This window comes from Mycobacterium sp., assembly GCF_965230835.1.
Classification (GTDB): Bacteria; Actinomycetota; Actinomycetes; order Mycobacteriales; family Mycobacteriaceae; genus Mycobacterium.
Map to the genome: position 1 here is coordinate 4567098 of NZ_CBDDLW010000002.1, position 12237 is coordinate 4579334.

The following is a 12237-nucleotide window of genomic DNA, read 5'->3' on the forward strand; positions in this document are numbered from 1 at the left end:
ATGACTACTGCTACAAGAATTCAACCCAGCCAACAGGACATTGATGCCGCCCAGCGCAGCCTGGCAGCGCTGGCGCAGGCCTTTACCAGCAAGGTCGTGGGCCAAGACAATCTACGTGAGTCCCTGCTGATCGGGCTCCTGGCCGGTGGCCATATCTTGATCGAAAGTGTCCCTGGGCTTGCGAAAACCACCGCGGCACGCGTGGTCGCGGAGTCGATCCATGGTCAGTTCCAGCGTATCCAATGCACTCCGGATTTGTTGCCCAGCGATATTTTGGGCACCCAAGTCTATGAGTCAGCGACCAATTCTTTTGCTACTCAACTGGGCCCCGTGCACGCCAACATCGTGTTGCTCGACGAGATCAACAGATCGAGCGCGAAGACCCAGAGCGCGATGCTCGAAGCCATGGAGGAACGCCAGACGACGATCGCGGGAACCGTGTACCCGATCCCACAGCCGTTCTTGGTGATCGCCACTCAAAACCCGGTCGATCAAGAGGGCACCTATCCATTGTCCGAGGCGCAGACTGATCGATTCATGCTCAAAGACATCCTGCGCTACCCCACCGCCCAAGAGGAAGTGGAGGTAATGGTGCGCCGCGATGCCGGGGTCTACGACAAAGAACGCACCGTCGATGCTGTGATCGGCTTGGAAGATGTGCGCCGCCTGCAAACGGTGGTGCGCAGCATTCACATGGATCCGCTGCTGATGCAGTATGCCAGCCAGCTGGTGGCTGTCACTCGTACCCCGCAATCGCTGCCGCCGCAGCTGGCCCGGGTCCTTGAGTACGGGGCCTCCCCACGAGCCACGATCGCATTCTGTGAAAGCGCGCGTGCCCTAGCTTTGCTGCGAGGCCGCAACCACGTTCGCCCCGAGGACATTCAGCATCTGGCCCACCGGGTCCTCGGACACCGGCTGATATTGAGCTTTGAGGCCAGCGCCGCGAAAATCACCCCCCACGTCGTCGTCGACGCGGCGCTACAAGCCGTTCGGGTGCCGTAGCTCATCATGGGCAAACACCTCAATCGAGCCAAGATGTATTTCGGCACCGACACCCGCGGCCTTCTCGAAGGAGGCCGCTACACGTTGCTGCATACCCGCAGCCTCGAATTCGACGACCTGCGACCCTATGTCGCCGGTGACGATATCCGTGACATCGACTGGAAAGCGTCCGCGCGCTCGGGCTCGGTGCTGATCAAACGCTACGTCTCCGAAAAGCACCACAAGATCCTGTTGATTGCTGACGCGGGCCGGAACACGGCTGCGCTGGCGCCCAGCGGAGAATTCAAACGCGACATCGCCTTGCACGTGATGGGCGCCCTTGGCCTGATCGCGCTAGGTCGATCCGATGAGCTCGGCATGGTTTTCGGAGATTCACGCGGTAGCGCCATTATTCGCGCGCGCCGCGGCGAAACGCATATCGAACACCTACTACACCGCTTCTACAACCATACCCTCAGCCAGCCGGCCACCAGCGACATCACCACCCAAATCGACTACGTAGCAACCGGTTACCGGCGCCGAATGCTAATCATCGTGGTCTCCGACGAACCAGACGTCGATGATCGACTAGCCACAGCGCTGCAGGGGCTTTTCGGACGACACGAGGTTATGTGGGCAATGATCTCCGACATGCCTGCGGTCGGATCCGCGGCGGGGGAACGTGATGGGTACGATGTGGCCACCGGCGGCTACGTGCTCAACGGCGCAACCTTGGGGCCACGGATAGTCGACGCCTACCGCCGCCGCGAAGCCTCCCGCATTGCCCAACTCGAGCAGTTTTTGGTCTCCCGCGGTGTTCAATTCACTCGGATCGGCGCCAGTACCGAGATCCGCAGCAAGCTCGTCGCCATGACTGAGGCATTCCAGCATGCCGGGTGACCTGCTGCGCTACCTCGGCGGCCCCACCGGATTCTCCGGCTGGTGGTGGGTGGTCGCGGCGCTGTGCGCGGCCACCATCGTCAGCTACTACGTCGGGGTGTAGGTGTGGACACTGCCGGCCGCGCAGTTGCGCCGCATACCACTGGTCCGCAGTGTGCACACCCGGCTGCTGCGACGGCGCTTTAGCCGCACCATCACGGCAGTCGTGGGCAACTACCGGAGCGGGCGGTTGTCCGGGGGCCAGGCCGCTTCGGCTATGAGCCGCACGTTGCGTAGTTTCCTGAACATATCGACCGGCGCCCGAGCGCAGTACATGCACATCGACGACATCACCAACGATACCCAACTCACCACAACGGCACCGGTTTTCGCGGCGCTCAATGATGCCCAGTTCGCAACCGAACCCGCCGACGTCGACCGAGCAGCTCAGGCAACAATGGCGGTGATCCGCACATGGACTTGAGGTGGAGCGCCGTCTTCATCGTCGGGCTGATCGCCCTGGCGGCGGTGATCACTGCGGGGATGCTGGTGCCGATCGCCAAGATGACCAAGGTGTTGCGGCCGCTGGCTCACGTCAGCCGGCTTACCGGTATGCCCGAATATGCCCGCGTCGCACGCACGCAATTCTGGTCAATGCTAATCACGCTGGTGCTGCTCCTGGCCGTTTTCGCCGCGGCGCTGCTTACTACCGCACGACCGGTCGGATTCTCAGCAGCTAGTCGCAACTTTGAATCGGTGCACCCCGAGGACATTATGGTCTGCGTTGGCCAACCGGTCACCGATCCCACTACTGCGGGCTACCTGAACTATTTCGCGCGAAAGGCCAGCTCCTATAAAACCCAACGCATTGGCCTGACTTCACCTACCTTGCGCGTGGTTCCTCTGACTGGTGGCGTCTTAGGACTGGTGTAAAAACGCTGGGCGCATGTTCCTGGTGGTCATGTTACGCGGCGGTGGTGTCGGTCGTGGTTGTTGTGGTGGGGGGATGCAGTGGGCGGGGTGGCTCGAGCAGTTGGTGGCGTAGTTCTTGGAGGTGGCGGCTGGTCGCTGATGTTTGGGTGACTCCGCGCCAGCCGCGGCTGGCGCGGTCGAGGACGGCCCATACCAGCGACAGACAGCTGGTTTCGCCGGGTAGGCGGCCGATGACCTTGACCCGGCGACGGGATTCTCCGAAGGTGCGTTCGATGAGGTTGGAATGGCGGATGCGTGTCCAGTGTTGGCGGGGGAAGCGCAAATGCACGCTCAGCGAGGCGAAGTCGTTGGCCAGGCAAGCGACCGCGGCTGGGTAGAGCCCGCGGTATGTGGTGGTGAACTCCTCGGCGCGGCGGGTGGCTTCATCCACGGCCTGCTGGCCGGGTGGCTGGTCAATGTCATCGAAGATCGACCAGAACGCGGCTTTGATCTCGTCCTGGACCGCGACAGGTGTCTTGGCGATGACGTTACGGCAGCGATGGATCAGACACCGCTGACGCAGGCTTGCCGGAAACGTGGTCTCCCATGCGGCGATCAGGCCCGGCGCCCCGTCGGAGATGCCCAGTAGCGGCGGGCGTAGTCCCCGGTTCCTCAGGTCAGCCAAGAAGTCGGCCCACGCATCAGCCGACTCCGCTGCGGCTGGGGCCAGCCCAATAAACAGGGGCTTGCCGTCGGTGCAGATGCCCCAGGCGGCCAGCACCGGCTCGGCCGGGGCGTTGGGATGCATCCGAAAGTTCGAGGCATCCAAGAACAGGTAGTCCAACACCAGCTCATCAAGGCGTCGAGACGACCACGCAGCGAACTCGTCTTTGATGGCCGCACAAATCCGGCTCACCGTCGAGCGCGACAACGCCGCCTGCGAGCCCAGCACCTCGGCCAACGCGGCCTCGATGTCGCGATCCGACAAACCGCGCACCCATCCCGAAATCACCAACGCCTCCAGAGCGTGGGTGCGCGTCACCCCGGCACCGAATAGCCGCGAACAGAACCGCTCGTCGGTGTCGCGTAGTTTCGGGCGGCATAATTCGACCGAGCCCATCGTGGTCTTCACCGTCGCCGGCGGTTGATACCCATTGCGGTACCCGCCCGGGCCGTCCTGAACCCGACGCTGGTGACGGGCTCGGCCCAACACTGCTTCTACCTCGGCCTCCACGGCGACCTGAAACACCAGACGCACCGATAACCGCCCGACCTCCTCCAAAATCTCGGTCAACGGCCGCTCGGTCGCGGCGAACAACTGATCCATCTCAACACGCACACGCTCAATCGGCGATACTCGCTTGGTCACGGGCGTAGCCCCTCCTTCATAGCTTTCGTCGGTTGCGACGGAACCTACGCCCGTGACCATTTACACCAGCGATGAGACGCGACCCACGCCGACACCGACATACAACAGTGGGCGTCGACGGCCCTGGGCAATCGACTAACGGTTCGAGTCAGAACCCAAGCGTCGGTGCGTGATCCGACCTAACCAGATCTAACTAGGCATAGACATCATCCTCGAGACGGAGCGGCCCCTTCACCCCACCCGCATCCGCTGGTTTTGATGGTTGCTGTCATCGTCTCAGCTCAACGGTTCACCACTGCCCCGCTGCCGGCACCAACCCAGGGGCTAACGCCCCAGAAGCACCCAGGAGCTGGAGCAACGACTCCGCCACGGAGTCAACCTCTTGGTAGCTCCCAACAAACCCGGCGTAGAACACCAAGCCGCACAACACGACCACCAAAGTCTCGGCCAACAAGGCGGCATCGATACCGGCGCTAAGTTCGCCACGCTCGATCGCTTCGTTAACAGCCCACGTCAAGAATTCTCGGCTGGTGCGCACAGCATCGTTGCCGACACCGTTCAACTCTGGATACCGCTGCGACTCCAGCACATCGGTGGCCAGAAACGCAGCCGCCGAAGGATAGTGGGAGTTGGCCTCCACGGCGACGGTGACGAATGTAGCGATCCGCGCCCCCAACGTCGCCTCGCCACGAGCCCGTGCGATACCGGACAAAACGACAAGCTCGTTGGTTCGATCCACCACTTCCCGGTAGAGCGCCCGCTTGGTCGGAAAATAGTGGTTGATCGCCGGCCGAGTTAGATCGGCACAGAGGGCGATCTCTTGGAACGTCGCTCCCTCATAACCACGTTGACTGAACACTTGACGAGCGGCCCGCAAGATACGTTTGCGCGTCTCGTCTGCCTTCGCCCCAGGGGGACGACCGGGACCTCGCCCAGCACACCTCGTCACTCTTGAATTGTGTGCCAAGGCTGGTCCGTCATCAGCGCGTCGGGAGAAACATTACGGAACTTGCCAGCTTGGTTCTCACCGAGTGCACGTCACCCTTGCGCCCGCACCGACGCGTGGTACGACTGATCAAGAGCGAATCAACCTCGGAGCAGGCCGCGGGCAGACGATCATTTGCGGCAACGCCCAGGAAGAGAGCCCTCCGCTTGGACCGGGCCGGCGTGTTGCGGCGTACAGTCGCCGCGCTCACGTGTGCCTGCCTCAAGGCCAGCCAAAACCATCCGGCGGTCTTGATACGGTATCGATGAATTGGCCTGTCGATGCGTCATTGATTTGTGAGCTGAGGAGTGAGTGTGAACACTCGTACCCCAAGGGCACGGAGAATCGCTGCGGCGATCGCCGTGATCGCCGTATCGCTGGCCCTGCCGGCGACGGCCTACGCCGACCCGGTACTCAATCTTCCCGATCCCCAGGGCCCGGCGTGTGATGCGTTCAAGCAGGAGGTACCGAATTACAAGGCGCTAGCTACCGAGCCGGTAGGCAACGCGCTGGCGAGCATTCCTGAGATCAGCACATTCAACTCTGCGATATCAGGTCAGCTCAATCCCAAAGTCAACATCGTCGATGTTCTCAACAACGGACCGTACGTTGTGTTTGCGCCAAACAACCAAGCGTTCGATCAGCTGCCACCCGGCAAACTCGATGCGCTCAAGTCCGACCAAGCCGCGCTGCTTGACCTCGTGTACTACCACGTTTTCCTGAGCTTGCTCAGCCCAGAGGACGTCGCCGGCCAGTGGAACACTCAGCAGGGCGCCCAGGTGAAGGTCACCGGCAAAGGCGGTGACATACAGGTCAATGACACCGCCAGGGTGCTGTGCGGAGGAATTCAGGCGGCAAAGGCACGGATTTACATCATCGACCATGTCCTAGACATTGCTAATGCGCCCGCTGCGATCCCGGTTGCGCCGAGCTTGCCACCGCCGGCTGCTCCGGCGTCGTGACCGGCCGACACGTGCGGCACCAGTGATGACCACTCGCTGGCCTAGGTAGGCAGTCGCCCCAAGCGGAAACCACCGAAGCCGCCGTACCTCCGCGAGCACTCGATGCGCAAAGATCGGAGCCGTGCAGTGCCGGGTGACGGCGACAAGGACGCTGGTCCATAGTTGCGCATTTCGATGTCGCAGAACTCTAGAATTGACCAGCCCTCGTGCTGTCCATTTCTATGACTTCATCGGTGTGTTGACCTACTTTTTGGGCAGCATCACTAGCCACATCGGCAAGTTGGTCATTACTTTCCAGCAATACCTGCGACCGCTGCTGGTACTCGCCAAACGTCGCACCTTGGGCGGTCTCGACCATGGAATTTGTAAATGTTCTAGCCTTGGCGCTAATAGAACGAGATTTATCAATGCATTGCTGTATACCCGCTATCCCGTGTTCAACTCCGGCTTGATCAATCAAGATTTGACTCGGAGTACCGCCACCAGTCAGAACTTGTGACTGCTCCACTCCGGCGGTATCAGAAGGTTTTCCGGCCGCAAGGGTGGCTCGTATACGCGATCGTCTCTCAAGAAACTGCTTCTCCCTTTCGGTCATGAAAGAGTGGTGACCGGTCGCTTCAGCGCGTTGTTGCCGTAGCGCGGGATCATTGTTGTAGTACAACGAACCGTCTATCGGGTTCACCCTGTTTACGTCCCCGTCAGCGCTGGCGTCTTGCTTGACGCTTGATCGGCTGAGCAGCTTGTCGACGTTTTCAGGAGATTTCTTGGTCATTCCAGGAAATTCCGACTTTAAATTCGGCTCCTTGCCGTCTCTAAAGTCTGCGTATTTTAGATACCGCTTTTTGCTTAATTTGGCAGCTTCGGCCGCTTTTTCGCGCTCGAAGCGATTCCAGTGCGTTTCCTCGATGTTGTGGTAGTAGTCTTGCTCAAAGCGGGCTTGCGCCACCTGTCGTTCATAAAAGGTCTTCGGGGTCGTTGTTGGAGCGAAACGCTCCATATCGGGGTATGAATCATCAACCGTGCCCTTGACGAGCTCCGATAGATCTCTGAAATAACCGTTGCCCGAGCTTTCGCGAAGGAGTGGCTGAGGCCCGTCCGCAGATGGACGGTACGTCTCATAATGCGCGGAGGGGGTGTATTCGTTGAGAAGCGGGCCGCCCTCGCCGATCGAATCTTCAAATCCACGAGTATCTTCCTCAAAATTTTGAGGCTGAGTCATCGCACCCCCTGTTCCCCGCACTCCACCTCAGGATATAGCGGCAGACGGATTTCGTGCAGGCGGAAGCGACCTTCGACGCAGCCAAGTCATGGACCGGATGGCGTTCTGCCGAGCTATCCCATGCGGAATCCGCTTGAGTTCTGTTGGGTTGCGTTGGGCGGTGGCGAGGCGGTAGCAGATGACGCCGGCTTCGACGAGGTTGGCACCGCAGCTGAGGCCGTCGACGATGGCGGCGCATAGTCGCGGGTTGCCGCGTGAGACCTCAACAGCCTTTCCCTACCGCAGCTGGCGCCGAAAAACCCAGCTAAACAACTCGCAAGGGTCCAGTTCGCATCGCTACAACCAGCAGATGCTGTCGCCAACTGGCGACATCGACAGGATCGACAACACTGACAGCGTCACCCCTGCACCGGCGCCGGCAAGCACGACCCCGGCCGCCAAACCTCTCACCATCCTGTGCGATTGCTGCCCAACCACTGTGAATTTAAAGCACCCTTTGTGCTATGCTGAAGTGATCACTTAGTATCGTGCACGGGCGGCCATTCATTGCGGCGCAATGCCAAACTGAAGCCAAACTTGACTGTTTCAAAATGCTGCGATTGAAAATGCTTTACATACAGAGGAATTTAGTTCAGTTGGTGTATCAGTATCATTCTCTTTGCTTTTCTGCGCTACGTGCGCCCTTGGGCAGCGAAAGGTAAAGCCCCTATTGATGAAACGCGGATCGAGCGACGAACCCTTCGACGGCGAGGTTGATCCAGCTGAACCTGAGATCCCCAAAACGCACCCCCTTCAACGCGATAATGAGGATGCTAGCCACTTGGACAGAAAGTTTGGACAAAATCGGCACCAGGGACAATACGCCGGCCGCAGATCCGTCCCCGGCATCACCACGACATGGCTCGGCGCCAGAAAAGTCGTCATCACAACTCGGCGTCCGAACGAAAAATGTACTAATTTTCCACTCCGAAGACGATGAGCCAGGTGTTGACGACCGCATCAGCATCCTAACCAAACTGGCTGAATCAACTAGAAATATAGAACCTACGCACCTAAGCGTTGATACCTGAACCCAGATACGGTGATTTTTCTCGCCGACGTCCGGATAGCCCGAAATGCACCAAAATCTGGCCTCTCCTGAAATCGTGAACATCCCATTTGAGCCGTTCTAGCCGGACAGCAGTAAATAATCTCTACGCCGGACTTCCCTGCTCCGGGTTTGAAAGACCAAATCCGGTTGGGAAATCCCTGAAAAAGCGAGGTAAGCCCACGTGGTCGAGAGCGCAGTTCGATGACGTGCCCTTATAGCGGTGACGATAGGAGCCTTGGCGATCCGGATGACGCGCACCCGAATACGCCGAGCCCACAGCCTCTATTCGGGTGGGAAACGCGACGGGATAACGCCAGCAATCCGCTACCCGTGCGGCAATCATCGAACTTGGAGTCTGCCTGGCCGCCACCGGTTGGCCGCAACGAGCCCCACATGGAGGCGTCGCCAGGCGCCAAACCCATGCGGGACGGGCCGCCGACGCCGGGTGGGCAGCGATCTCAGCTCTATCATGTCGACCATCTAAAGACCTCACCAGCATCAGGCGATAACGGCGACACGATTGCGATCGGCGATGCGGACTCCCGTTGGCATCAGTCCCGATCTTGCGGTGATGGCGGCCGGGCTTCCAGCGCGCGGGGGGATGCCGAGCTTTTCCCAGTTGACGATGAAGTCGATTCGGAGAATGGTCATGGCGACCCCACTCCCCCAGATCTCTGGCTAGATGCCGATCCCGTCCCGGCGGCACCAAGCGATGACGGCACCGACCCCGGTGCCCTCGCCGCGCCGCGAACCCCCAACGGTTTCGGCGCACCCCAAGCGGCTCGTCCTTTACGCACTGGACCGCTGTCGAGTCAGCAAATACAAAAAATTCTGGATGCCCGCACCCAGCATCCCAACTGGTCACAACATCAGATCGCCGCCCATGTCGGTGTCTCCCGAATGTCGGTCAACAAAGTTGTCAGCCAACACAATCTTCAACCCAGCAAAGGCTCCGGCGTACCGCTCTCCGGTCAGCGAGTACAGAAAATTCTAGACGCCCGCACTCAACACCCCAACTGGTCACAACAACAAATCGCCGCCCATGTCGGCGTCTCCCGAGCTTCGGTCAACAAAGTGGTCAAGCAACACAATCTTCAACCCAGCAGAGGATCTGGGGTACGGCTCTCCGATCAGCAAGAACAAGAGATCCTCAACACCTACACCCAACATCCCAACTGGTCACAACGACAAATCGCCACCGCCGTCAACGTCTCCCAGGCGTCGGTCAACCGACTCTTCAAGCAACACAATCTCCAACCCGGCAAAGGCTCCGGCGTACCGCTCTCCGACCAGCAAAAACAACACATCCTGGATGCCCACACCCAACACCCCAACTGGTCACAACGACAAATCGCCACCCACGTCAACGTGTCGCTGGCGTCGGTCAACCGACTCTTCAAGCAACACAATCTCCAGTCCAGCAGAGGATCTGGCGTACCGCTCTCCGACCAGCAAAAACAACACATCCTGGATGCCCGCACCCAACACCCCAACTGGTCACAACGACAAATCGCCACCCATGTCGGTGTCTCCCCGATGTCGGTCAACAAAGTGGTCAACCAACACAATCTTCAACCCAGCAAAGGATCTGGAGTACCGCTCTCTGACCAGCAAAAACAAGAAATCCTCAACGCCCATGCCCAACAGCCCAACTCGTCACAACGACAAATCGCCATCCAATTCAACGTCTCCCCGGCATCTGTCAACCGACTCTTCAAGCAACACAATCTCCAACCCGGCAAAGGCTCCGGCGTACCGCTCTCCGACCAGCAAAAACAACACATCCTGGATGCCCAGACCCAACACCCCAACTGGTCACAACGACAAATCGCCACCGCCGTCAACGTCTCCCAGGCGTCGGTGAACCGACTCTTCAAGCAACACAATCTCCAACCCGGCAAAGGCTCCGGCGTACCGCTCTCCGACCAGCAAAAACAACACATCCTGGATGCCCGCACCCAACACCCCAACTGGTCACAACGACAAATCGCCACCCACGTCAACGTCTCCCAGGCGTCGGTCAAGAGGGTTTTGGCGGCGCACCAGGCTAGGGCAGCCGCTGCTGGCGTCGTCGCGCAACAGCGGTCTTCACGGGAAGCGCAACCGGGGCCTCGCACACAATTCGCGCTACCGCGCACTAGGTGACTTACCGACTTGCACAGGGTGGTAGAAATTGGTGGTGCAAGACGGACAAGGACGAGGAGCCGCCCCCGTTAACCCGCTCAACTCGCTGACATCTCCGATAAACGCTCAGGAGCTGCACGAGCGCATCGAAGAACCCGTGAATTCAATCAATGAACAACCCCCGCAAGGCGACCTGGTGAGTACCGATACCGAAGCCGATTCGAACCCTGAACTGGGTCATCGTCGCCCTGACGCCGATAATGGGCACAGCAATGGTGGCGTCTTAGGACTGGTGTAAAAACGCTGGGCGCATGTTCCTGGTGGTCATGTTACGCGGCGGTGGTGTCGGTCGTGGTTGTTGTGGTGGGGGGATGCAGTGGGCGGGGTGGCTCGAGCAGTTGGTGGCGTAGTTCTTGGAGGTGGCGGCTGGTCGCTGATGTTTGGGTGACTCCGCGCCAGCCGCGGCTGGCGCGGTCGAGGACGGCCCATACCAGCGACAGACAGCTGGTTTCGCCGGGTAGGCGGCCGATGACCTTGACCCGGCGACGGGATTCTCCGAAGGTGCGTTCGATGAGGTTGGAATGGCGGATGCGTGTCCAGTGTTGGCGGGGGAAGCGCAAATGCACGCTCAGCGAGGCGAAGTCGTTGGCCAGGCAAGCGACCGCGGCTGGGTAGAGCCCGCGGTATGTGGTGGTGAACTCCTCGGCGCGGCGGGTGGCTTCATCCACGGCCTGCTGGCCGGGTGGCTGGTCAATGTCATCGAAGATCGACCAGAACGCGGCTTTGATCTCGTCCTGGACCGCGACAGGTGTCTTGGCGATGACGTTACGGCAGCGATGGATCAGACACCGCTGACGCAGGCTTGCCGGAAACGTGGTCTCCCATGCGGCGATCAGGCCCGGCGCCCCGTCGGAGATGCCCAGTAGCGGCGGGCGTAGTCCCCGGTTCCTCAGGTCAGCCAAGAAGTCGGCCCACGCATCAGCCGACTCCGCTGCGGCTGGGGCCAGCCCAATAAACAGGGGCTTGCCGTCGGTGCAGATGCCCCAGGCGGCCAGCACCGGCTCGGCCGGGGCGTTGGGATGCATCCGAAAGTTCGAGGCATCCAAGAACAGGTAGTCCAACACCAGCTCATCAAGGCGTCGAGACGACCACGCAGCGAACTCGTCTTTGATGGCCGCACAAATCCGGCTCACCGTCGAGCGCGACAACGCCGCCTGCGAGCCCAGCACCTCGGCCAACGCGGCCTCGATGTCGCGATCCGACAAACCGCGCACCCATCCCGAAATCACCAACGCCTCCAGAGCGTGGGTGCGCGTCACCCCGGCACCGAATAGCCGCGAACAGAACCGCTCGTCGGTGTCGCGTAGTTTCGGGCGGCATAATTCGACCGAGCCCATCGTGGTCTTCACCGTCGCCGGCGGTTGATACCCATTGCGGTACCCGCCCGGGCCGTCCTGAACCCGACGCTGGTGACGGGCTCGGCCCAACACTGCTTCTACCTCGGCCTCCACGGCGACCTGAAACACCAGACGCACCGATAACCGCCCGACCTCCTCCAAAATCTCGGTCAACGGCCGCTCGGTCGCGGCGAACAACTGATCCATCTCAACACGCACACGCTCAATCGGCGATACTCGCTTGGTCACGGGCGTAGCCCCTCCTTCATAGCTTTCGTCGGTTGCGACGGAACCTACGCCCGTGACCATTTACACCAGC

General features: G+C 60.3%; 10 protein-coding genes. 6 read left to right on the forward strand and 4 right to left on the reverse strand.

The window, feature by feature from the left end; genetic code table 11:
* From ACO07W_RS20890 to ACO07W_RS20905, 4 genes are all read left to right on the forward strand, one after another.
* A complete protein-coding gene (locus tag ACO07W_RS20890) occupies positions 1 to 1002 on the forward strand; it encodes an AAA family ATPase (protein ID WP_421843941.1) in 1002 nt (333 codons plus the stop codon).
* Positions 1003 to 1008: 6 nt separating this feature from the next.
* Positions 1009 to 1881, forward strand: a complete 873-nt coding sequence (locus ACO07W_RS20895; protein ID WP_421843939.1) for a DUF58 domain-containing protein — start codon at positions 1009 to 1011, stop codon at positions 1879 to 1881.
* Between the two features lie 103 nt (positions 1882 to 1984).
* Positions 1985 to 2344, forward strand: a complete 360-nt coding sequence (locus ACO07W_RS20900) for a hypothetical protein (protein WP_421843937.1) — start codon at positions 1985 to 1987, stop codon at positions 2342 to 2344.
* Positions 2335 to 2793 carry a hypothetical protein gene (locus tag ACO07W_RS20905; protein WP_421843935.1) on the forward strand — a complete coding sequence of 153 codons (459 nt, stop codon included), beginning with the start codon at positions 2335 to 2337 and terminating at the stop codon, positions 2791 to 2793. Before ACO07W_RS20900 ends, ACO07W_RS20905 begins: the two co-directional genes overlap by 10 nt.
* A 31-nt stretch (positions 2794 to 2824) precedes the next feature.
* On the opposite strand, the gene ACO07W_RS20910 is transcribed toward ACO07W_RS20905, so the two are convergent.
* Entirely contained in the window at positions 2825 to 4099 is a 1275-nt protein-coding gene (locus ACO07W_RS20910) for an IS256 family transposase (RefSeq protein WP_421840071.1), read from the reverse strand.
* 331 nt (positions 4100 to 4430) lie between these two features.
* Positions 4431 to 5090: a TetR/AcrR family transcriptional regulator gene (locus tag ACO07W_RS20915; RefSeq protein ID WP_421845494.1), complete on the reverse strand. Its 660-nt coding sequence runs from the start codon at positions 5088 to 5090 to the stop codon at positions 4431 to 4433.
* A 350-nt stretch (positions 5091 to 5440) separates the two neighbouring features.
* Here ACO07W_RS20915 and ACO07W_RS20920 point away from each other — a divergent pair, with 350 nt between their 5' ends.
* Positions 5441 to 6088 carry a fasciclin domain-containing protein gene (locus ACO07W_RS20920; RefSeq protein ID WP_421845495.1) on the forward strand — a complete coding sequence of 216 codons (648 nt, stop codon included), beginning with the start codon at positions 5441 to 5443 and terminating at the stop codon, positions 6086 to 6088.
* A 187-nt stretch (positions 6089 to 6275) separates the two neighbouring features.
* On the opposite strand, the gene ACO07W_RS20925 is transcribed toward ACO07W_RS20920, so the two are convergent.
* Complete coding sequence (locus ACO07W_RS20925; protein WP_421845496.1) at positions 6276 to 7307, reverse strand: hypothetical protein; 1032 nt, start codon at positions 7305 to 7307, stop codon at positions 6276 to 6278.
* Between the two features lie 1483 nt (positions 7308 to 8790).
* On the opposite strand from ACO07W_RS20925, the gene ACO07W_RS20930 reads away from it, so the two are divergent.
* Complete coding sequence (locus ACO07W_RS20930; RefSeq protein ID WP_421845497.1) at positions 8791 to 10542, forward strand: hypothetical protein; 1752 nt, start codon at positions 8791 to 8793, stop codon at positions 10540 to 10542.
* A gap of 308 nt (positions 10543 to 10850) precedes the next feature.
* Here ACO07W_RS20930 and ACO07W_RS20935 read toward each other — a convergent pair whose 3' ends face one another.
* Positions 10851 to 12125 (reverse strand): IS256 family transposase, encoded by a 1275-nt coding sequence (locus ACO07W_RS20935; RefSeq protein WP_421840071.1) that lies wholly within the window; start codon positions 12123 to 12125, stop codon positions 10851 to 10853.
* Between the last annotated feature and the right edge of the window lie 112 nt (positions 12126 to 12237).

Bases quoted from the DNA above. Each gene is read 5' to 3' on its own strand.
- ACO07W_RS20890 (WP_421843941.1), top strand. From the start codon at position 1: ATGACTACTGCTACAAGAATTCAACCCAGCCAACAGGACATTGATGCC.
- ACO07W_RS20895 (WP_421843939.1), top strand. From the start codon at position 1,009: ATGGGCAAACACCTCAATCGAGCCAAGATGTATTTCGGCACCGACACC.
- ACO07W_RS20905 (WP_421843935.1), top strand. From the start codon at position 2,335: ATGGACTTGAGGTGGAGCGCCGTCTTCATCGTCGGGCTGATCGCCCTG.
- ACO07W_RS20910 (WP_421840071.1), bottom strand. From the start codon at position 4,099: ATGGATCAGTTGTTCGCCGCGACCGAGCGGCCGTTGACCGAGATTTTG.
- ACO07W_RS20925 (WP_421845496.1), bottom strand. From the start codon at position 7,307: ATGACTCAGCCTCAAAATTTTGAGGAAGATACTCGTGGATTTGAAGAT.
- ACO07W_RS20930 (WP_421845497.1), top strand. From the start codon at position 8,791: ATGGAGGCGTCGCCAGGCGCCAAACCCATGCGGGACGGGCCGCCGACG.
- ACO07W_RS20935 (WP_421840071.1), bottom strand. From the start codon at position 12,125: ATGGATCAGTTGTTCGCCGCGACCGAGCGGCCGTTGACCGAGATTTTG.